The organism is Pseudomonas sp. MF6755 (assembly GCF_016405635.1).
GTDB classification, from domain to species: Bacteria; Pseudomonadota; Gammaproteobacteria; order Pseudomonadales; family Pseudomonadaceae; genus Aquipseudomonas; species Aquipseudomonas haemolytica.
Window position 1 is genome coordinate 1 of record NZ_JAEKDA010000007.1, and the last position, 22,192, is coordinate 22,192.

The 22,192-nt window shown below is 61.1% G+C and carries 10 protein-coding genes and 1 pseudogene; 7 read left to right on the forward strand and 4 right to left on the reverse strand.

Features of this window, described 5'->3' with window-relative positions; translation table 11 throughout:
- Positions 1-312 precede the first annotated feature (312 nt).
- Entirely contained in the window at positions 313-1,089 is a 777-nt protein-coding gene (locus tag JFT66_RS10385; protein WP_034118296.1) for a siderophore-interacting protein, read from the reverse strand.
- The gene (locus JFT66_RS10390) at positions 1,086-1,655 is read right to left on the reverse strand and encodes a PadR family transcriptional regulator (protein ID WP_153839749.1); all 570 of its coding nucleotides are present in this window, start codon (positions 1,653-1,655) and stop codon (positions 1,086-1,088) included. The genes JFT66_RS10385 and JFT66_RS10390 overlap by 4 nt, the downstream gene beginning before the upstream one ends.
- 457 nt (positions 1,656-2,112) lie before the next feature.
- Here JFT66_RS10390 and JFT66_RS10395 point away from each other — a divergent pair, with 457 nt between their 5' ends.
- The 6 genes and pseudogenes from JFT66_RS10395 (at position 2,113) to JFT66_RS10420 (ending at position 9,069) form a co-directional block, all read left to right on the forward strand.
- On the forward strand, positions 2,113-2,604 hold the full coding sequence (locus JFT66_RS10395; protein ID WP_198859215.1) for a CS1 type fimbrial major subunit: 492 nt from the start codon (positions 2,113-2,115) through the stop codon (positions 2,602-2,604).
- A gap of 102 nt (positions 2,605-2,706) precedes the next feature.
- A pseudogene (locus tag JFT66_RS10400) lies at positions 2,707-5,225 on the forward strand (TcfC E-set like domain-containing protein).
- Between the two features lie 62 nt (positions 5,226-5,287).
- Positions 5,288-6,028 (forward strand): molecular chaperone, encoded by a 741-nt coding sequence (locus tag JFT66_RS10405; RefSeq protein WP_198859216.1) that lies wholly within the window; start codon positions 5,288-5,290, stop codon positions 6,026-6,028.
- The gene (locus JFT66_RS10410) at positions 6,025-6,525 is read left to right on the forward strand and encodes a CS1 type fimbrial major subunit (RefSeq protein WP_233097070.1); all 501 of its coding nucleotides are present in this window, start codon (positions 6,025-6,027) and stop codon (positions 6,523-6,525) included. Before JFT66_RS10405 ends, JFT66_RS10410 begins: the two co-directional genes overlap by 4 nt.
- Positions 6,526-6,560: 35 nt before the next feature.
- Positions 6,561-7,757 (forward strand): hypothetical protein, encoded by a 1,197-nt coding sequence (locus JFT66_RS10415; RefSeq protein WP_233097071.1) that lies wholly within the window; start codon positions 6,561-6,563, stop codon positions 7,755-7,757.
- A 61-nt stretch (positions 7,758-7,818) separates the two neighbouring features.
- Positions 7,819-9,069 carry a hypothetical protein gene (locus tag JFT66_RS10420; RefSeq protein ID WP_198859218.1) on the forward strand — a complete coding sequence of 417 codons (1,251 nt, stop codon included), beginning with the start codon at positions 7,819-7,821 and terminating at the stop codon, positions 9,067-9,069.
- 152 nt (positions 9,070-9,221) lie between these two features.
- Here the strand turns inward: JFT66_RS10420 and JFT66_RS10425 are convergent, their stop codons facing one another.
- Positions 9,222-14,309, reverse strand: a complete 5,088-nt coding sequence (locus tag JFT66_RS10425) for a dermonecrotic toxin domain-containing protein (RefSeq protein WP_198859219.1) — start codon at positions 14,307-14,309, stop codon at positions 9,222-9,224.
- A gap of 133 nt (positions 14,310-14,442) precedes the next feature.
- Here JFT66_RS10425 and JFT66_RS10430 point away from each other — a divergent pair, with 133 nt between their 5' ends.
- A complete protein-coding gene (locus JFT66_RS10430; protein ID WP_198859220.1) occupies positions 14,443-19,122 on the forward strand; it encodes a hypothetical protein in 4,680 nt (1,559 codons plus the stop codon).
- Here the strand turns inward: JFT66_RS10430 and JFT66_RS10435 are convergent.
- Complete coding sequence (locus tag JFT66_RS10435; protein ID WP_198859221.1) at positions 19,061-22,153, reverse strand: transglycosylase domain-containing protein; 3,093 nt, start codon at positions 22,151-22,153, stop codon at positions 19,061-19,063. The two genes, JFT66_RS10430 and JFT66_RS10435, sit on opposite strands and share 62 nt — an antisense overlap.
- Positions 22,154-22,192 lie beyond the last annotated feature (39 nt).

The window sequence follows — 22,192 nt, forward strand, 5'->3', positions numbered from 1 at the left end:
TAGGTCCATAGGTTTCAGCTCTTTCCAGGGCATGGTCAGATCCTCGCGAAATCGACCCTGCCAGTTAAAAACTGTTACCTATGTGCGTGAACTGATTTGTAACCCATGTGGGTGAGTCATACCGGCGTGGACCTTTTGCTTACTTTTGGGTCCTTCCAAAAGTGAGCCGCTGTAAGAGCGGAACCCATAGTGGCCGTTACCTAAATAACGGATATGTACTCGGTCAAAACCCCCCAACATCCTGATTGGCTGTCACGCCACCATCGGGGCCCACCTCTCACATTCCCAAGGCCGGCATGTGCCTGCGAAAATTTATTCTTCTTCGCTGCCTTCGGCCCGCCAGTAACCCACGGCCTTCAAGAACTCGTCATTGACCTTGTGCGTATCCAGCAGCACCCGGCGCACTTGGCGAGACAGCTTGGTTTCGGTCGCGACGAAGGTGTACAACGTGCCGCTTGGCAGCGTCAGGTTGCGCACCGTGTCGAGCAGGTCATCCTGGCCGCGCAGCACCCAAATCACTTCCACATCGGCGGCACTTTTCAGGGGCTGCTGCTCCGCCGCATCAGCGATTTCAATCACCGCCAGCACCTTGCGCCCCGCCGGCAGTTCTTCCAGGCGGCGTGCGATGGCCGGGATCGCCGTTTCATCGCCGATCAGCAGGTAGCTGTCGAAGATATCCGGCACGATCATCGAGCCCCGTGGCCCGCCGATATACAGGTGCTGACCGACTTGCGCCTGCTCGGCCCAGGTGGAGGCAGGGCCATCGCCGTGCAGCACGAAGTCGATATCCAGCTCACCGATGCTCAGGTCGAAACGCCGTGGCGTGTAGTCGCGCATGGCCGGTTGCGGGCCGTCGCCCTTGATGGTGAATGTCGGGCTTTCCAGTGCGGCTTGTTCGGCGGCGTTCTGCGGGAACAGCAGCTTGATATGGTCGTCGCTGCCCAGGCTGATGAACCCCGCCAACTCCGGGCCGCCCAGGGTGATGCGGCGCATGCGCGGGGTGATATCGACCACCCGCAGGACTTGCAGGCGGCGACGCTTGATGTCGTGCATCACGCGATGAATTTCCAACTTGTTGTATTCGCTCATTCGCTTTGCTCCGGTACAAATTGAACTGCTGGGCCGTCAACGATGGCCTTGGCGGTGGTGTTGAGCAGGTCGGCCACCCGTTTGATTTCCTCCGCGCTCCAGCGCCCGTGATGGGAATGCAAGGCGTGACGCAGGTTGTGCACCGCCTCGTGGATTTGCGGCGGGCGGTCGTGCCCGCGTAGCGACCGTTTGCTGACGTCAATACGCATGCGCAACCCCTCCAGGGCAACCGCTTGCTCGGTCAAGAAGAGACGACCGGCGTCGGTGATTGTGTAGCGTTTTTTTCCGCCATCGGTGTCGCCTGCGATCAGGTCGCTTTCTTCCAGAAAGGTCAGGGTGGGGTAAATCACCCCTGGGCTTGGGGTGTAAGCACCGTCGAACAGGCTTTCGATTCGGCGAATCAAGTCATAGCCATGGCAGGGCTGTTCAGCGATCAGGGCGGGTAACAGCAGCTTCAGATCGCCGGCCGCAAAAACCCGGGGGCCGCGCTCGCCGCGTTCCCGGCCGGGGCGTTTTTCGAAACCGTCGCGACCATCGGCGGGCCTTTGGTGGGGATGCTCTCTCATGCTGGGATCCTCTCTACATGTTTAGACATAACTTAAGATATATCTTTTTCTTGGGCAAGCAGGACTGACCAACGGCGTGCAGAGAAAGATTTTGTAAAGGCAAGCGCGCGCCACCGTGAGGCTTTATGAACTAGAGTAATTACTCAGCATTCAGCCGGTAAAAATTAATCAATTATTAGATGAATGAAAGTTATTGTTTTAGAGCGATTTGTAAGTCTGTTCTTACAGATGTTTTTACGCATGAATCGTTCTTGTTTAAGTGTGTGTGGCTTTATTCTTACAGTTATTTTAAAAGTTTTGGCAAAATGCCATCTTTTTCACTCGATAATTGAAATCAAAAGCCACGTCCAATAAAGATGTGGCTGGCATATCTGTTTTTTTATTTGGTCGATTCTATTTAGGCGTTGCAGTAGTTAGCGGCGGCGCTTTAACCAACGAAAAAAACAGGTATTGACGTATGTTCAAGAAATTCGCAGTTTCCCTCCCTCTGGCTGTTGCAGTATTGGGCTCTTCAGTTGCGATGGCCGCCAACGATGCCAGCACCACGATTAATATCCGTGCCGACATTCCTACCAAGCAGTTCCATGCCCAGCCGCTGGACCCGGACTTCGGTAAAAGTGAGGTCATGACCTATAACACTGTTACCGGTCTGTTGAGCCCGCTGTCAGCAACCTTCTCCATGAAGAACACTGGCGGTTCCATCGACGCCTACCTGCAAGACGGCCCGGCCTCGCTGACCAACGGCACCGACGCAATCGCGCTGACGTTGACCATGGGTGGTGTAGTTCTGGACGCTACACCGAAGGAAGTGGCCGCCGACGCTGAATCCAACAGTGGCGTGCAAAAAGGTCTGACCATCACCGCCGTTAAACCGACGGACACACAAACCGGTGCTTACACCGCTACGCCGACAATCATTTTTGACAACGTACCGCGCACCACGTTTTGAGAAGGTGTACCCATAAGGCCAGCCCTTATTGAAACGCCAGCCGGCCGCTGCCTGCGGTCGGCTTTCAACCGGTCCGCAGTTTGCCAGCAGAGTATTAAGTGAATGTTCCCTTTCAGACCCCTCGTGGCAGCCATGGCGCTGACCACCTGTTCGGTCGTTATGGCCGCGCCTGACAATAACTACACCCCGCGCAGTTTATTGTCTCAGGCCAAAGGTTTGCCAAGCGATTTCGAAGAGCACTTTTTCGATGTGCCGTTGGCGGTACGGGTTGAGCGGGATCAACAGTTCCTGGGCGAAGCGATGATTGTTTTGACCCGGGATGACCGGATCACCCTGCTCGAGTTCACCGACCACAGCGACAGCCCGATTACGGGCAGCGAACGTGACACCTGGGAGAACTACCTCAAGCCCGGTGTGCCCTTGGGGCAATGCACCCAGGCGTGTCCCGAGCAGTTATTGGCGGTGCACTACAACCTGGAAAACTCCCTGGTCTCCATCCTCACCGAAAATGCTGAGCGTGATGCTGCCCCCAGCAGTTTTACACCCAGCCCGACGGCGGCAGCACCGGGCTGATCATCAACAACCAACTGAACCTCAATGGCGGGCAAAACCAGGACCTGGGCGGGCGTTTCGGCGTCGAGGCCAGCAGCAGCCTGGGCAACTGGAGCCAAACCCTGAATTTTCAACTGGCACGCCTCGGCGGGCCGGACACCCAGCTTTACCACGCCCTCTATTCGGCTTACGCCCAGCGCGAGTTCGAGGGCCAGTTTTTGCGCCTGGGCTACTTCACCCCCAACTCCGAAGGCCTGAACCGCCAGCCGCGTTCGTTCGGCGCGGCGCCGGATGTGGCCGTCGGGGTGATGGTCGGCAGTTCCGACAGCCTGGCGATGAATAACCCCAAGCCGAGCATCTACCCGATCTACGTCACCGCCAACCGCCTGGGGTCGGTGGAAATCTACCGCAATGGCCTGTTGATCAACACCCAGGCAGTGCCGGCAGGTTTGCAGACCCTCGACACCCGGCCCTTGCCAGGTGGCATCTATGAAGTGGAAGTGCGCCTGATCGAAGATGGCCAGGTCACCTCCACCACCCAAGAGTTGGTGTACAAGCCCAACAACTGGCGCAACCATGACGAGCGCTGGCGCTATAACCTGTTTGCCGGGCGTGAGAGCACGCTGCTCAACAACTGGGAACAGCGTGACAAGGGCGACATGACCGCCGGCGCCTCGGTCAACTACCTGGTGCACCCGCGTGTGGTCCTCGGTTTGTCGGGCCGCCAAGTGCAGGACCGTTTGCAGTTGGGCAGTTCCATCGACTGGAGCCTGGCCCAGGGCGTCAGCCTCTATGCCAACGTTTACCAGACCCGTGACTATGGCACCGGCATGGACGTGCAGGGGCTTTACAGCTACGGCACGGGCAGTGTGATCGCCAGCCACAACCGCAGTTGGCTCGACACCCGCAACACCTACGAAACCCTGCCCGACGGCACGCGCTTACGTCAGCGCAACACCTTTGTTGGCCAAACCAGCACGTCGTCGCTGTCGATCAACCACCGTTTGCCGGGCCAGAACTCACTGAATGCTCGCGTCTCCCACAGTCAGGGCAATGTCGAAGGGGTGGGCCTGGACCTGGGCTGGACGCGGCACGACACGCTGTTTGGCAGCGATGCCAACTGGCGCCTGTCGGTGTTCGACCGGCCCCCCACTGGCACTCTCAGCGACAAACGCAACCGTGGCGTCGACCTGACCCTCAACCTGGCCCTTGGTGGCCCTGGGGAAAGCTGGTCCGGCAGCCTCGGCTCGCGCACCGCCCGTGAAGGCCAGCGCGATAACAACGCCTCGCTGACCTACCGCAAGGAACTCAAGGACCACGCCCTGCAAAACGTCTCGGTCACCGCCTTGACTGACGTCTACGGCGTGGGCCTGTCGGGCATGACCAGCTTCGCCACCGACACGCTGGCGGGCGATGCTTTTGCCCAACGCTCGTCCTATAACGGCGATTTGACCGGTGGCCTCAACCTCAACAACACCCTCGCGGTGGGCGCGCAGAAGATGGTGCTGACCAGCCAGTACCATGGCAGCGGCTCGGGGATGATCATCGATGTGGAAACCGACGTGGAGGACATCGCCCTGCGTGCCGATGACGTGACCGGCTCCAGCATGGTGCTGCGCCCCGGGCGCAACTTCGTGCCCATCACTGCCTATAAGAGCAGTTCGGTCGCCTTCGACTTTGAAGGCAATTACCCACCAGCGGCCACCATCCAACCGGCGCGCACTGCTTACCACATGAACAAGGGCGGCGTGGGGTATCGCAAGATCAGCGTGATGAAAACCGTGACCGTGCTCGGCCGTCTGATCGACCCGCAAGGCCGGCCGCTCAAGGGCCATCACGTCATCAACCACGCCAGCCGTGGAGTCAGCGAGGTCGATGGCTTCTTCTCGATGGAAATGAACGCCGGCTCACCGACCTTGGAAGTGCGTCGTGGCAACGAGTTGCTGTGCCAGTTCCGCCTCGACCCGAGCAAGGCTCGCAGCGAGAACGATGTGCTGATGATCGGCGATCTGCGCTGTACCCAAGACACCCTGGCGGATGCCCAGGTGGTCCCGCGAGCCGCCGGCTGATGGCGCTGAAATTAGCAGGCGGCGCGAGCCCCTGCGCCTGTTATTCAACGAGGTTCACCGCAATGAAACGAGTATTGGCAGTCATTAGTTTTTGCCTGTTGGCCCAAGGGGTTCAGGCCGGGCCGAGCATCAATGTCGGGGTGGTGTATGACTACCTGGACGGCGACAAAAGTACCTATCTCAAACGCATTTTCAACGGCGGTACCAGCACGGCCTTTGTGAAGGTGGAGATACTTGAAATCGTCTACGACGCACAAGGCGGGGCCAAGGAAGTGCCGCTCCAACTCCAGGCCGACAGCCGCGCCCGCGACGGGTTGGTGGCCAGCCCCGCCCGTTTGATCGTGCCGGCCAACGCCATGCAGGGTACACGCCTGGTGTATCTGGGCGAACGCGGCAGCGAACGCTATTTCCGCGTGCGCTACATCCCGGTGATGCCGGAGAAGGAGGACGCGTTCGCAGTGACCGAGGAGGAGCGTGAGGCGTACCAGAAAACCCTGCAGGCTGGCGTGAGCGTATTGGCCGGCTACGGCACGGTATTTTTCGTGCGGCCCAAGGACACTCGTTTCGACACCCGGATTGAAAACGGTGGCGCCCGGTACGCGGTGCGCAACAACGGCAATAGTGTAATTGAGGTCGACGAGTTTAAGAGCTGCGTGGTCGGTAAAGCCGCTGACTGCTACCCCACCACCAAGAACCATGTGTTGCCGGGGCGCACTTTCTCCTTCGACAAGGAAGCGGGTCGCGAATACCGTTTCAAAATCGTAGAAGGCGAGGCGCAGAAAAACCATGTGGTGCAAGGATGAACCGCGCCAGGTCGCAGTCGCGGCTGTTGGCGGCAGCGCTGTTCTGTGTGCTGGTGCTGCTGAGTTTCCAAGCCATCGCCGCCCGCGAAGAAGCGGTGTTCCATGTCTCGGTCAAGGTGCCCACCAGCGACTTTTTCGTGCTGCCGCTCAACCCGGGGTTCCTGGAGCGCGAGCAGGTCATGGATTACAACCTGGTGACCGGCCGTCTCAGCCCGTTGCGTGAACCCTTCGATGTGAAGAATGTGTTGGGCGGTATCAATGCACGCCTGGGCTTTGCGCCGGTGCTGTCCAATGGCACTGACTTGATAGCCCTGGAAGTCACCTTCAACGGGCACCGCCTGGACCTGGTCGACACCCTGGTGGTACCGGAGGATGAGGCCAAGGTTGGCAAGCGGGTGCCGTTGGTGATTGCCGCCGAGCCGCAGCCCCAGAACGGTTATTTGCCGGGGCAATATTTTGGCAGTGTGCAAATTATTTTTGATGCGCTCAGACCATGAACATCAGTTCAAGCCTTTTACCTATGGATAAAATTATGTGGTTAAAAAGCCTGATTCTGGTTGTCGCCTTTGGCCTGCTTCCAGGCATTGCTGCGGCCGCACAGGTGTCGATCTTTGCCTCGTTCAAGCCTGACCCCTCCCAACCGATGCGCAATGTGTTCAAGAACGAAACGCCTCCGGGAGACAGCTATTGCGGTTGGGCGCCTCAGTATTGTCATAGCGATCGCTACAGCATCGGTGCGCCGATCACGTTTCGGTTGGCCCAGACGATCCAGCCCGGGCACGATGAGCGCCAAGGAGTGATGTTTCGGGCACCTACTTATCGTCAGAATGTGACCGTCATTCACGAAGAAACAGGGGAGTCCCAGACGCTCCAGTTTCGGGTCAGCGGTATCGGCATGGGGATTACTGATCGCCCGGAGGAGCCTGGTACCTGGGAGACCTCCTGGACGTACCCGCCGGCACCTTGTGTCAACAACGGTACTGCCGTCGGGAGCCCTGCGATCTACTTGTTTACCTATTTCTTGGCGGAAGGCGCCGAGGGCTGTGCAATCAGAGCCGCCAAGCCGGTTTCCCTGCTGACCTTTAGATCCTTCGGGTTTGCCTACGAATTGGTAACGCCCAACCCGCTCGGTATGCGCGTGGGTATTTATCGAGGGCAGACAACCTACAGCGTGGGGCCTAACAAGGACTTCGACCTGGGCGATGTGATGTTGCCCGACGATGACCAGATCACTCTGGATTTCCGGCTGACGGTCGAACATACCCTAAAAGTCGACATCCCGCCCGGCGGCACCAACGTCGAACTGGTACCCCAGGGCGGCTGGCAAGGCTGGTTGAACCAGGGCCGCAAGCCGACGCGGCTGTTCAAGGACCAGACCGTCAACCTCTACGTCTCTTCGCGCTTCAAGATGGGCCTCGATTGTCAGTACGCCGACGCCGACAACGACTGCCGGATCCGCGATAGCGTGTCTGGTGAATCGGTGCCGGTGAACGTCAGTGTGAGCTTGCCCTACGGCATCAGTGACGCGGCCGGGCGCCCGGTCAACCGCCAGCCGCTACGTCGCGATGGCGTGGGTACCGAGCTGTTCCAGCCGACCTTCTATGTGGACCGCAAGGCCAGCACCTTGCATTTCGAGATCGAGCGTGACGAGGTGGAAAAGATGCTCAAAGTCGGTGAGTCGAGGACGTACTCGGGTAACGTCACGGTGATCTGGGATTCAGAGGTTTGATTTTTTTAAACGGGATGTGTTGAGGTCTTGGTACCTGCGCTCCGACGAGTAAGTGATAAAAATGAATCTTAAAGTATTGAAGCAATCGGCCGTGGCTGCAGGTTTGGTGAGTGCGCTATGGGTAGAGGGCGCGAGCGCCGAAACGCAGCAGATCACTGCCAGCTTCAGGCCGGACCCCACCAATGTGACGGCCAACAAATTCAACAACACCACACCCCAAAGTTCGATTTGCCTGGCCCATATTCCGACTCAATGCAAGGCGCTGGGTATTTTCAGCCTGCGCTTTGTCAGCTTCTTAGCCAGTTCTCAAGCGCCCATCGTGGGCAACCATGAAGACCCGCGCGCCGGGGCCTATTTCCAGGTGCCTTCATCGTTCAGGGATGTGGAGGTGCGCAACACGGTAACCGGTGAGGTCGCAACGGTGCAGGTGCGCATTGCGGGCTTCGGGTCGCTCTGGTCCTTGCCGCGACCACCGGGTGTTTCTGCATGGACGCAACCAGGGGTTGGTTGGGGCGAGCAGTGGCGGCGCGCACCAAGCCCGTGCGTCACCACAGGGCATTTGGCGGCAGGCACCAGCTTTGCTTCATTCTTCTGGATCGTACCGAAGGATGCCGGCGCCTGTAGTCGTGTGCCGTCGGTTGATATTCCCAGGTTCAACTACTACACCACGGAGTACGCCTACGAAATGATAACGCCCAACCCCTTGGGCATGGCGTCCGGGCAATATGTGGGCAGCATGACGTACACCGTCGGCGGCGCGGGTGCGGACTTTGACTTTGGCGATAACATGGTCTCTACCGGTGATAGCTCACTCACCCTGGATTTCACGCTGGATGTGGACCATATCCTCAAAGTCGATGTACCGCCCGGTGGCAACGACATCGAGTTGGTGCCCCAGGGCGGCTGGCAGGCCTGGCTGAACCAGGGCCGCAAGCCGACGCGGCTGTTCAAGGACCAGACCGTCAACCTATACGCCTCCTCGCGCTTCAAGATGGGCCTCGATTGCCAGTACGCCGAGGCCGACAATACCTGTCGGATTCTCGATAGCGTTTCCGGTGAATCGGTGCCGGTGAACGTCAGTGTGAGCTTGCCCTACGGCATTACCGACGCGGCCGGGCGCCCGGTCAACCGCCAGCCGCTACGTCGCGATGGCGTGGGTACCGAGCTGTTCCAGCCGACCTTCTATGTAGACCGCAAGCCCAGCACCTTGCATTTCGAGATCGAGCGTGACGAAGTGGAAAAGATGCTCAAGGTGGGCGAGTCGCGGGCTTATTCGGGCAACATTACGGTGATCTGGGATTCGGAGGTTTAATGCGTATGTCCGCTGGTTGCCCCAGCGGGTTTCCTGTCGCGATAGAGGTAACCGCGCAGACCCGCTTCAGGTGTGAGGGCATCACACGCGAATGCCCACACCCATGACCTTCAAGAAAGGCACAGCAATACATAACCAGTACCGGCGGCGGATCAGATTCCGGCGATCACCATGGCCTGGCGTGTGAGTCGTCGGCTTAGTTCCCGTTCATCATGGAAGCTTTGGAGAAACAAACTGCCGTAGAACTCGTCACTCATGGGCGCGCCGGTCAGGACTTGCTCCTGGGGCACGTTCAGCGTGTCGGCCAGCTCGATCAGGTGCTGGCGCAGTTGCGTGGCGGTGCTCGGGCTTTTCTGCTCTGGCGGCAGTTGCTCATGGGCGGCCCAGGCGTTTTGCGCCAGGCGCAAGGCGTCGATGGTTTCACTGACTTGATGGTGCTGGCATTTGATCTGTGCATATTCCTCGGTATGGAAATTGCGCAAGTAGTCACTCCAGAAATATTGCTCAAGCATTTGGTCCGTCAGCCCATCACCCTGTTCATCCTCGATCACCTTGTTGTAGGCGCTGACCAGTTGCGCTGCTTCGACATTGCCAGCTGCCCGGTAAAGCATGTGGTCAGCCAGCCAGGGCAGATCCAGGCGCGCTTTCAGGCCGGTCTGATAGGCGCCGTACACCTCGACCTCGTCCAGGGTGCCGGGTATACCGTCGACCACATCGGTGGTCAGCCGCAAGGGCGGGCCTTCGCTGCCGTCCTCATTGAGCGTGGGCGTAGTGAGACGCTGCTGTATATCCCGATTGGCGATATGGTTGACCTTGTCCAGCCGGGCTTTTTGTTTGGCCAGCAGCACCAGGGCATTGGTCCGCTCTTGTACGGTGGGCTTGCGCCAAGCCTCCAGCTTCAGGGTTTCGATGCCCATGGCGTTGAACACCTGCGCGCCGGCATCGGCGCAGTGAGTCGGGGTCGCGGCGAGGTTGAACAGCGTGGTGCGAGTGGCTTCATCACTCTCGGCAGCCGTTAGCAGGCGTCGCACATTGGTGCGCAGGAGCGTCAGGTTCTGCTGATAGCGCACCAGGTCTGTCGGGTCCTGAACGATATCGAGCGGCGGCTGTTGCTGGCTTCTAATGATCTCGAAGAAACCCTGGGAGCCGTGTGCCTGCTCCAGTTCATCCCAGACTTCCTGCCACGCTGGACGTATCTGCGCAGGCAGGTGGCCAAGCCAGAACTGGCTGTCGTGTTCACCCCGGGGTGGGTAAGTGCGATAGGGGTCCAGGCCCGCGGCGCGGCGGTAGCTGACCACCCGGTCCTCGGCATCGCGCTCGAGTTTGTTGCGGTCCAGCCGGGTGCGGGCGATCAATTGTGCCGATGTGGAACCTGGTTCGACATCAGGTACCTGAGTAATGGAGGTGTTCAGCAGGCTCAGGTAGAAGTCCGATGCCCGCGGTAGCTCGAAGAGCCCTGCAGGCCATTGGCTGATACGCGTGTTGTTGAGCATCAGTATGTTCAGTTCAGCTAGGCGGCTGACGTCCGGCGCAGTGACCAGGTGTTCGTTGTGCGAGAGGATCAGCACCCGCAAGTGGTGCAGTTGGGAGAGCTGTTCCAACTGCTGTGAGGTCCAATGGATCGGGTTTTCCGCCAGCCCCAGTTGCGAGAGGCGACGCATACCGGCTACGGCGTCCGGCAACTTTTTCAGGCGCTTGCCGGTGAGGTCCAGGTTGCGCAGGTTGGGGAAGTTGTGCAGGAACGGGCTGTCGGCGTCGGTGAACTCGGCGCCCGCCAGGTTGAGGCTGGTGATGTGGCTCAGTTGGGTAGTGAGTTGGGGGAAGTTCTGCAAAAAACCGTTGATAGTTTCTCCGCGCAGGTCCAGTTCGCTGCCCACTCGTCTGTCGCCGCCCTCCGTTTCGTAGCCCTTGGCCGACTGCTCCCAGCTTTCGCTTATGAGCGTGCTCACGCGCTTCCTGAACAACTGCTCCGGCAGCGATGGCCGCATGCGTCGGGTTCCGGCAGCGGGGAGCTGCTGCCAGGTTTTGAGTTCCTTGTGCAGGGTTTTCTTCTGGGTTTCAAGCTCGCGCACTATGCGCTGCCCATCGGCCGAGTTCAGGGCGCGGGCGTAGTCGGCCACGTCTTCTTCAGTCAGCGTCGGATACAGCGCCTTGAGTCGTTCCTCAATGCTGGCGCGGCCCAGCCTGTCGCGCAGGGCACTGAAGGCGGGTTTTCCCAGCAGCAGCAGGGTCTCTCGTGGAGGGTCTGTGAACGGCGGTTGGGCCAGTACCGCACGGCGTTCGGCGGGTGGTTGCAGTTTTTGCTGGAGCCACTGGCGCAATGCCTGGCCTTGGCCGGGCGCGAAGTTCAGGTAGTCGCCGGGTCGCGCTTCGGGCAGGGCGTGCAGTACGGCCTCGTACAAGTCCCAGGTGGTCTCTGTGCCTGCCCCGTGCAGCGCATAGCGTCCCGGCGCTGTACGTATCAGCAGCGTATTGATAGATGCATCGTCCGGCCCGACACTGCAGCGCAATTGCCCGGTTGGCGATTGCTCGCGAATGCTCAAGCGCCGGTTACCGAACGCGGAACTATGGACTTTCAGGTAGCCGAGCAGCAGGCGCTCGGTATCGGGCGTCGGGACATCGCCCCTGTAAAAGCCTTCATAGGCGTGAGTGGCTCGCGTTTCGAACTGCAGCGCCCGGGCCTGCTGCTTGAGGCGCAACGGTAGCTGTTGTTCTTCGCTCATGAACCGTACTTCAGCGGGGCGGGCCTGGGCCAGTATCGCCTGGGCGAGGTGGTCGGGCAGGGCCGGGAACTGTCGCTGCAACAGCAGGCCGTGGGCGCTGTTTGACTGGCGTTTGAAACTGTACAGATGCTCGAATATGTCATCCTTGCGTGAAGCTACATAGCGGCTCAACTGTTCTCGCAATGCCTGCGCCCACGTGTCGGGGTCGTCGGGCAACGGCTCGCCGAGCAGCCCGGCCAGTTCGGTTTTGTCGAGCAAATCCACCACCCGCTGGGCCAGCCGGCCAGCCAGCAGGTCTTCGCGGCTGATGGCCAGGGTTGCAGCCGCAGTTGCCTGCGTCGCGCCATGCTGTATGGGGTCGCCGCTCAGGTCGGGCGCTTCGTACACGGCGATGGCCTTGCCTGGGGGCCAGCCGTCCATTCGCGTGACCATATCGGCCGACCAATAGGCGGCTTCGCCGTTGCCTGCAGACGGCTCGCTGAGTGTGTCGATGTGCTGCCTGAGTTCGAAGCGATCCAGCGTGTCAGCCAGTAGCGGTGGTGGTGCCTGGTTTTCGACGTACATATGCCGCAGTACGCCGGGTTCGATACCGCTGATGTAGCGCACGTGTTCCAGGCTTGCTTCGGACCAGGTGGCGGTTACCGTGCTCAGGCGCTGGTACAGTTGCGGCTCGTCCCAGGCCCTGGGCGCCTCGCCCTCCAGCACCACGGCACCGCGCCCGTTTTGTACCACCTCGGGGCGGTAGGCGTCGGCGCGTTGTGGATGGATGATCCGGTGCTGGCCGCTGTCTGGGTCCTGGCTGACGGCGTAGTGCCTGTTATCCAGGCGCAGGACGCTTTTGCCGTCGTGCCGATGAAAGCCGTGGGCGTCTGGTTCAGAGCCGGGTGGCAGGGTCAGGCCTGTCTGTTTGTATGGGCTTAAATCCGCATGCCATAAGCGCTGCTTGCCATCGGCCAGGGTCACCGGCTTCAAGCCTTCGACAAAGGGCGACGGTTTGAGGTGCGCCAGCTGCCCCGCAGCGCCAAACGCGAGCAGTTGCAGCACGTTTTCCGTGACCCCGACCACCTGTTCAATCGCCTCTATGCCCTGGCCCTCGGCCCAATCCAGCAGGCCCTCGCAAACCTCGTCGGCGAGTTGGTAGGCGGTATAGGCCAGCATCAGTTCACCTAAAAACGGCACGAAAGGGGTCACCACCAGTAACGCGGCGTTGAGGATGTCGGCGAAGATTTTCTCCAGGTTGTCCCACCAGGCCCAGCGCGCCATGCGGTCGGCGTAGGCGGTGGAAACGGCCAGCTCACTGGCGTCGTTGAGGATTTTATTGAGTTTTTGCTGGTACATATGCTCCCACAGCGGCGCTCGGATACGCTTCACGCTGAACTGCAGGTTGGGATTGTCGAGTGCGGTGTCGCGCCAGCTGGGCAATGGCTCGCCAGGTACATGCGGGTGCCAGGTCACCCGGCTCAGGCGTATCCCCAACCGGCTGAAGAAATGCCCTTGGTATTGATGCTCGACAAACTGGCTGAAGAATTTCTGGTAGTCAGGCTGGCGCAGTTGCCGGGTCAGTTCCTGCATGAAGTGGCTCGTCGAGGCGTAGCGTTTCAGCGGGTGTTCCGGGTCATCCGGTACATAGGCGATGACGGGCAGCACCTGGCGGCTGTGCTCCAGGTCGGCGGCGATCAGTACGACGCCAGTCAAGGTCGCGTCCATCAGGCTCAGGTCATGGCAGTGTGCGGCTTTACCCTCGAGCGTCAACCCTTGGCTGCTTTCGATCAAGCCGGTGATCAGCGCATGGTCCGCGGCCTGGATATCGCCCTTCATCAATGCCATGCGGGCGGCGACTTTCAGTGCTGCCCGTTGATTGACCAAGACCCGCGCGCGCAGCACGCCTTCAACCACCGGTTGGCTACGGCCCAGGTAAAGCTCAAGGTGCGCTTGGTACTGGGCCCCGATGTCGAGGGTGCGCACCAGGGTTTTGAACTGCTGGATCGACAGCTGGTTTTTGAGCGGTAGTGCGTCGAACCGGCCTGAAGCATCGGGCCGGGTGATGAACTGCGAGTCGGCGGTGAAGGTTTCTGTCTCGGCAAAGTTGTGCAGCGCCGCGTCCAGCAGCGACACCGTGCGGCTTTGTACGCCAGCGCTGAGGTTCTTGACCCACCAGGCTTGCCTGGCTGGGGCATACAGTTGCAGACAGGTGCGGTGCACATCCACGTCGAGGTTGTAATGCTGTTTCAGCGCCGCTTTTAACAAGGGCTCGGCGAATTTCTTGAGGTCGCTAGCGGGGGCCAGTTTGTTGTCGACCAGGGTTTGGGTTTTCCAGTGTTCGGCCATCGCGGTTTGCAATAGTTTGTGTTGCTGGGGTGAAGCGCTTTTGTACCAGGCGGGTATGGATTTGCGGCTGGCTTTCAATGCGCTGATGCGCGGTACTGGCAGCGTTTTGATCCAGTCGGGCAAGGCGTCCCGGATGAATTCGTAGTGTGTGCTTTGCGCGGCGAGAGCGGTGTAATCAAGAGTGGCCATGAGGAGTTTCTGCGGCAAATAGGGCACTCAGACTAGTGGCGCGCAGGGGCGTACTTGGCAGTAATTTTCTATCGGCATGGGGCGCCAGGCAGCCTGTAGCGTCGCAGGCTCCCTTCAACCGAGAAGCCTTTTCATGACGTCATCCGAGTCGAGTTCAACGTCCCGGCGCCAAGCCCATATCGAACAGATCGAGACGCTGTTGCGTCCGCCCCCATCCTTGCTGGCGGTGGCGCAACAGGCGGCCCAGACCTACCTGGACACGCATTTTACCGCGCAGCGATTGAGTGCCGGCCTGATCCATCTGGGCACCCCCGCGGCTGACAGCACCCGTGCCGCGCCGTCCTACACGTACCAATCCTTGCCCCAGTTGCTGGTACAGCGCCTGGCCCGGGCCAGGCCCACGTTGTTAACCGAGAATTATCAGGTCGTGGTCCTGCGGGTGCGCGAGGTGTATGCCCCAGGTGGGCCGACCCTCGCTGAACTGGAGAACCTGGTCAACGACTGCGGGGCCCTGCTGCTGACCTCTTATGCCGAGCATTTGCAAACCTGGTGGGGTGAGCCCTTCACGAGCAACAAGACACTTTGGAGCTACGTGTCCGATCACCTGCTGGAGTTGCTCTACGACTCTGCAAAGCCACCCGGCACCAACGAAACAGAGTTCGCCGAACTCTTTTCCAAAAACCTGTTGCGCCCCCTGCGGCCAGACCCCCAATGGAGCCTGCAGGACGGCCCGTTGCGGGTGCAGACCTTACACCTGCAAGGCGTGGGGCAAGTGGCGGATCAGGCGCAGATGTTGCCGCTACTGGTGCTCAGCCATGGCTCGAAAACCTTGCTGTTCAGCCCGGCGAGTGGGGTTCACGCCCTTGATAGCGTGGCGGCGGTCGGCGCGCTGTTGCCGGCCTACACCAGCCCGGTGCTGACGGGGGCGATCGAACAGTGGTTTGCCCTGGACGCCCAGGGCGACCCGTTCGATGCCCTGGCGGCGAGCTACCTGGCGCGCCAACTGCTGGAAATCGACAGCATCGAGCGCACTGTGCCGCGCACGGCAGATGAGTGTCAGGCGCTGCTCGATTACATCGTTGATCCACGGCGCTGGTTTGTCGGTGAAGTGAGTACGCTGCAACAGCGTCTGCGCGAGGCCATGCCGTTGTGGTTGGGCCAGGCGAACCACGAGGACAGCATCGCCTGCGCGCATCTGTTGCAGCAGTGGGTGATAGCCCTGCATGACAGTGGTGCCTCGCATTTTCTCGAGGGCATCGAGTCGATTGAATACTATGCCGACCATCAATTGCAGCACTGCCTGAAGGCGCAACCGAACGCCACGCCGATCAAGCCGGCAGAGGTTTGCCTGAGCTTCGATCGCGTAATCGCCGCGCCAGTGCCGGTGCCTGGCGGGTTCATTGCCGGGGAGGTGGACCCGGTCACGGTGACCCTGACCGAGTTGGCCCTGGAAAACCTTGCCGGTTTCCCTCACACCGCCAAGCACATCACGCTCAATGCTGACCCGGCACCGGCGTGGCTGACGTATAGCCTGATCAAGCGCTGTGTGGAGGAGGCCGATGTCGGCCAGACCTACCCGGCCCTGCTGAAAAAAATGCTGATCGATGACACCGCTGAGGCCGCACGCCGTCGCCAGCTCTTCATCCGGCAACTGCGGGTACAACTGCCCCTCACGGCCCTGGAGTCGAAGATCAAGGGTGAACACGGTTTGACCCACAGCGGTTTTCAGCGGGTGCGCGCTGCCGTGCAGGCAAGCGCGGCCGAGCGCAAGGTCGGCGGGCAAGCCATCGCCCTGTGGCCGCTGGCATTCAAGGCCACGGCGGATGCTCACCCGGATGTGGTCGCCGGTATGTTCATCATCGGTCCTCAACAGGGGCAAAGCGGGCCGCACCTGCTGTACCGGCCACTGTTCAGCCCGATGCTGCAGGAATATGAATCGATCGAGCATTTGTTCACGGCGATCAAGACTCCAGGCGCCTTGCAGGACAACGTCCTGACCTGGCTCGCCCCGGCGCGCCAGGCCATCTACGCCAACAATGGCTTTAACGAACCGCACATCCGCCGCTTTCTGTCGGGCGATGAATTCACCGTGTTTGCAAAGCCGGCTCCGGCGCAATTGAGCAAGCAGGTGGCCGCCAGCGACCCGGCGCAGCAGGTTTTCGAGGCCACGGCCCAGGCATTGGTGGCCCTGGCGGACCGCCAGTCGGTGTCCAATGCCGAGCAGCGTTGGCGCCACCTCAAGCAGGCCGGTTGGCTGCTGTTCGCCAGCGTGCTGCCGCTGCTCAATGGGCCGCTGGCGCTGGGCGGCTGGCTGGTTCAACTGGCGGCCAGTGTACAGGGCGATATCGAAGGGTTGCACAGTGGCGATGGGCAAGCGCGCAACGCCGCCTTGACTGACTTGCTGGTGAACCTGCTGGCGATTCTCGCTCACCAGGCCACGCCCCATGATGCCCACCACCCGTTGGACCTGGAGCACCCGGTATTCGCGGCCCTGGCGCGTGCCAGGCCGACCTCGGCGCCGCTCAGGCAGGTTCCTGCTCCTGCAACGTTCTATGCCCCCACGCGCTGGGCCAATGCCCGTGACGTACCGACCTCGCAGCAATTGGCGCTGGCCGAGCGCTTGTGCCTCAAGACCTTCCCCAAGCCCTGGCCGCTTGCCTTGGACGATGCCGTTTCCAGTGGCCTTGCCCAGGGCTTGCTGCGCGAAAGGTCGCAGTGGCGGGCGCTGGTACGCGGGGCGCTGTACCGGGTACAGGTCCAGTATGGCCAGGTCCGGGTGGTCAGCGCTGATGGCAAAACTCTCGGGCCCTGGCTCAGGCATCTGGGCGCGGGGCGCTGGGATTTCGACCTGCGCCTGCGGTTGCCGGGTGGTAATGCCGATGATGCGATTCAAGCGGTGCGGCAAGCGCTGCCGGCAACCAGCGCCACCCTTGAGGCGGATTATGCAAACGCCAAGGCCTCACGAGAAAGGGCCCACCAGGCGATGCAACTGGCCCGCACACTGGCGAACCGCTCAGCCGGGCAGCTCACCGAGCGGCAGCGCGCCCAGGCATGGGAAAGTTATGCGCGGGAAACAAACAACAAATTCGAATTGGCTATCGCTGAGTTGGCACTACTCAAGCGCCTGCGGGAGTTGGCCCCACGTGTGCGCTATGAGGAACAGCTTTGCGAGGCGCTGGAGGCGGTGATCCTCACCGCGCAATCGCTGGATGCACAGTCTCGACACAAGATCATGGGTCTCAATGCCCGGCTCCGGCCGCTGCTGGACCGGCTGAGTGAGGAAACCGAGGAGGAAGCCGATTCGGATATCAACCGCCGCGATCACGCCGAACTGGGCAGTATCATGCGTGAGTCGGCGGCTGTGCAGGAAAAGGCTATCCGCTGGCGTACCCTGGAATCCGGGTACCTGGAAGAGTTGAGCGGTGTACCGCGTCTGGGTCGGGATAAGGCTAAGGCGCTGACGCTGGCCAGGCGCCCCTCGATACGGGACCTGCAAGCCTTGCAAATGACCACCTTGTGGAGCATCGCCATCGACGTCGCGGGCCCCGCGCTCAGTGACGAAGTATTCGACAGTGTCGAAGAAACCAGCAAGCGTGCGCGCCGGGCCAGCCGCACCCTGGCGGATTTACCGCAACTGCAAACGACGCCCGCAGAACGGATTGAACTGCTGGAAAATATCGATCGTATCTATGCCCAAACCGACGACCAGATCGAGTTCTGGCGCGCCATGGAACCTGACAAGTTCGATCTGGACTACCTGCAAAAACTGCAAACCTTGCTTACCCAACTACACCAGCAGGTCGAAAAGGACCTGGCCAGCCTCCGGCAGCCTGAGGCGCACACGGGGCTACCGGCCGTGCCCGCGCCGGCGCCATCGGGCAGCCGACGTAAAAAAATAATCCGCACACGCAATCACGACCTGTATGTGGCGCAGCTCAGTGAAGCCACGCAACAGAGCCCCGTTACCGCAGAACTGCAGGAGGCTGGAGGCGAGGTCATTGGCACGTTTACCCAGGCGGACGATGGCGTGTGGGAGCCAGTGAAACCGACGCCCAAGCCGGATGCGCAACTGGGTCAATTGATGAAAAAGGCTCAGAAACTGTTGGCGGATGAGCGCCGGGCCATCCAGTCGGTCGAAGCCTTGGTTGAGCGAGTCAACGATCCGTCCTCCCTGGAGCATTTGCTCGACGCACAGGCCAATATTCGCCAGTGGACCGCCGAGGCGATTGGCCGCAGGCGACGGGGCATGGAAACCGTGCGGCTGGTGGCTCGCCAACAAACCAACGCATTGGAGATGGAGAATAATCTGGCGCTTGCGGTGAGTCGCCTCAAGGCCGCCGGGTTAGCGGCACGGATCCGAGCGACCCGGCTGCGGCCCACCACGCAGGAGCACGTCGACTTCCTTTATCGCCAGGGTGAAGTGCGGGTTTTCCGGCAGGGGCAACGCGTGCTGCTGCGGGGTACGGCCAATGATTATCTGCAGGTCTATGTGGTCACCGACGCACAGGATATCCGTGATGCTTTGTGTTACGCCCATTTCCACTACAAAAGGCGCCAGGGGCCGGATGATCACTACGAAGGCGAGCCCCATATCAAGACCCCCGAACAGGAGCGCCTCGGGCGACAGGCACAGGCCCGGGTCGAGGCTCAGGCGTTCGAGCGTATCCGCACCGGCCAGACAGGGCGCGTACGCCTGACGCTGGAAATCGGCCGGTCGAAGATCACCTTGCCGTTCGCCCGGCGGTTGTTTTTCACTGCCGAGGCGCTACCGACAGACAAAGCGTCTGCTCACCCGGCTTCAAGTACGGCATAAGAATCGGCGCCATGCCTTTGAGCACCTGCACGGGCAGCGCCGAAGTGAACTTGAAGCCTTGCGCCGAACTGCCCGGTACAAAGGCCGTGAGCGTGCCGAAGTGCCGGTCGCCGATATAGAACACAAAGGTGGCGGTACGGTTGATTGCCTTGGAACTGAGTACCCGCCCGCCGGCGCCGATGGCCTCGATGCGGTTGTCGCCGGTGCCGGTCTTGCCGCCCATGGCCAGTGGCGTGCCGTCGTCCAGCTTGAAGCTGCCGGCCACGCGTTTGGCGGTACCGGCATCCACCACCTGGGAGAGCGCCCCGCGCAGTGCCCGTGCCACCTCCACCGGCATCACCTGTTTACCGGCGGCGGGGTCATTGATCACTCGGGTTTCGTAGGGTGTACCGGCGGCAAAGTGCAGGCTGTCGATGCGCACCGCCCTGGCACGCACGCCGTCGTTAAGGATGATCCCCATCAACTCCGCCAGCGCTGCCGGGCGATCACCGGAGCTGCCGATGGCGGTGGCGAGGGAGGGCACCAAGTGGTCGAACGGATAGCCGACCGCCTGCCAGCGCTGGTGAATATCGAGGAAGGCTTCCACTTCAAGCATGGTGCGGATGCGACTGTCGCGGGCGCTTTGATGGCGGCTTTTGAATAGCCAGCTGTAAACCTCCTGGCGCTCGAACTGGCTGGCCTTGACCACCTCGCTGAAGGTGGCTTGCGGGTGGTTGAGCAGGTAGCCCACCAGCCACAGGTCCAGCGGGTGGACCTTGGCGATATAGCCTTGGTCGGGCAAGTCGTAGGCGCCGGGGCCGTAATCCTTGTAGAGTTTTTGCAGGCGTTCGTCGCTGAGTTTTTCGTTGGTTTTGACCCCGGTCAGGTGCGAGCGTACGAACAGGTTGAAGCTGGCCTGGCTGGCATCAGGCAGCAGGTAACGGTGCACGGCGGCCAGGCGCATCGGCGTGGGGCGCAGGCCATCAAGGAAGGTGTCGAGGCGCGCCTGGGTATCTTTTTTCTGGTACTTCTTCCAGAACTTGCGCAGGAAGGTGGTGCCCTCGCGGTCGGCGAAACCGGCAAGGTATTCCTGGCGGCGCGGGTCGTTGTCGTCCTTGAGCAACTGGGCGCTGTTGTTGGCGCCGGCATAGGTGCTGTAGCGCACCAGGTCACGCATCAGGCGAATGAACGGCAGGTTGATCGACTCGCGCAGAGCGTCGCGCAAGGTCGGGCTGCGGCCGTTGTCTTCGTTGCGAAAGTTATGGAAGTGATGCAGGCCGCCGCCGGTGAAAAAGCTTTCGCCGGGGCTGGCAGAGTAGGTGCGATCAAGGGCGGCTTCGAGCATGTTGCTCAGGGATTTGTCCGGGGCCTGGATCAGGTAGTCGAGGGCCCAGCGGCTCAGGCGGTCCTGGTTGTCGACGGTGACTGCTTTTAGCGCAGCGGGCGTTTGTATAGCGTACTTGTCGTGCAACTCGGTGATGATCTGCAGGTAGGTGGTCAGCACCCGCAGCTTGGCGGTGGAGCCCAGTTCCAGTTTGCTGCCTTCGTTGATATCGAAGGGCTGGTCGGTATTGTCGGTTTGTACCCGCACCCGTGACCCATCCGGCGTCAGCTCGAACAAGGTGAAGCTGTAGCGCACTTGCGCGGTATTGGTCGGGTTCAGCAGGCGCTCGCCAAGCAAACCGACCTGGCGGGCGTAGTCGGGGTCGGCCAGGTGCTTGAGGTAGTCGCTGACCTGGCCCTGCAACTGGGCTTGCAGGGTACTGGTGGCCGACAAGTCGAGACGGTCCAGATCGTACAGCGGCCGATCGAGCAGCGCGGCCAGGCGTGCGCGGGCCATGCTGATGCCTTTGGTGGTTTCGATGGGCTGCACCGTGGGTTGCTGCACCCAGTCGCGGTAGCTGACCTTGGCCGCCAGTGCAGCCTGCAACAGCGCCGGCGTAATCACACCGCTCTGGGCCAGCAGGCGCAGGTGGCTGTCGGTGAGCCGGGCCAGTTCGTCGCGACCTTTGGCCAGGTAGTGAGATGGGCGGCGCTGGGCAATGATCAACGACAACACTTGGCGCAAGGCCAGGCCTTGCTCGCCGTTCACCGGGCCGAGCAGCGCCTGGTTGACCTGGTTGAAGTCGGCGCCGTACCACACCCGCAAACCCTCGGCCAAGCCATGCACTTCGCCGTGGCCCGGTACCGCCGACAGCGGCACGCTGTTGAGGTAGTCGCGCAGGATATTCTGCCGCGCCGGCAACGTTTGCGGCCCATCGCGATAAGCGCGTACGGCGGCGGAAAACATCTGCCGCAGTTTTTCCGTGCCCGACACGGTCAGGCCATCCGGGGAGTGGCGGTATTTTTCCAGCTGGGTGGCCAGGGTACTGCCGCCGGCACTCTGGCCCGGCAGGTGCAGGGCCTTGGCCACTTGCGACCACGCGGCATTGGCAAAGCGCGGCCAGTCCACGGCGGGGTTGGCCTGGGGTTGGGCAGGGTCGAGCAGGTCGCGGTTTTCCACAAACAGCAGGCTGTTGACCACCAGGGGCGGGATGGCGGTAAAGCTTTCGTAGAGGTGTTGTGGGTAGTTGTACTGGTAGAGCGGCACGGCGCGACAGTCGGTGATCGACAGCCCGGCCTGGATCTTTTCCGCGTAGGGCACAAACAGGCCCTTGGCGCTGTAGTCCATCAGCGCCGGCGAAAAACGCGCCTGGGCCTCGATCACATAACCGCGCTTGAGCAAACGCGGCAGGAAGGTGCCAAGGTCGCTGTAGCCCAGGCGCCGGTCGAACGGGCCGGCACCGGGGTAGGCGATGGCAGCGCTGGGGCCAGGCTCGACCTGGTAGGTGAGGCTGCGGGCCAGGCGGCTGAGCTCCTGGGCCTGCAGGCGGGAAGTGCGCATCTCCTTGGCGGCGGCAAACCCCAGGCCCACCAGCGCCATCAGCACAATCAACCAGAACAGGCGTCGCCGATAGCGGGGCCTGGGTTTATGTTCGGGTGAAGGCGCTGGGTCCGAACTGCCTTGTAGTTTCGCAGCCTTGGTCGATTCGGTTTGCCACAGTGCGCCCATAGTCGATTGACCCCTGCACGCAGATTGATCGGACTTGTT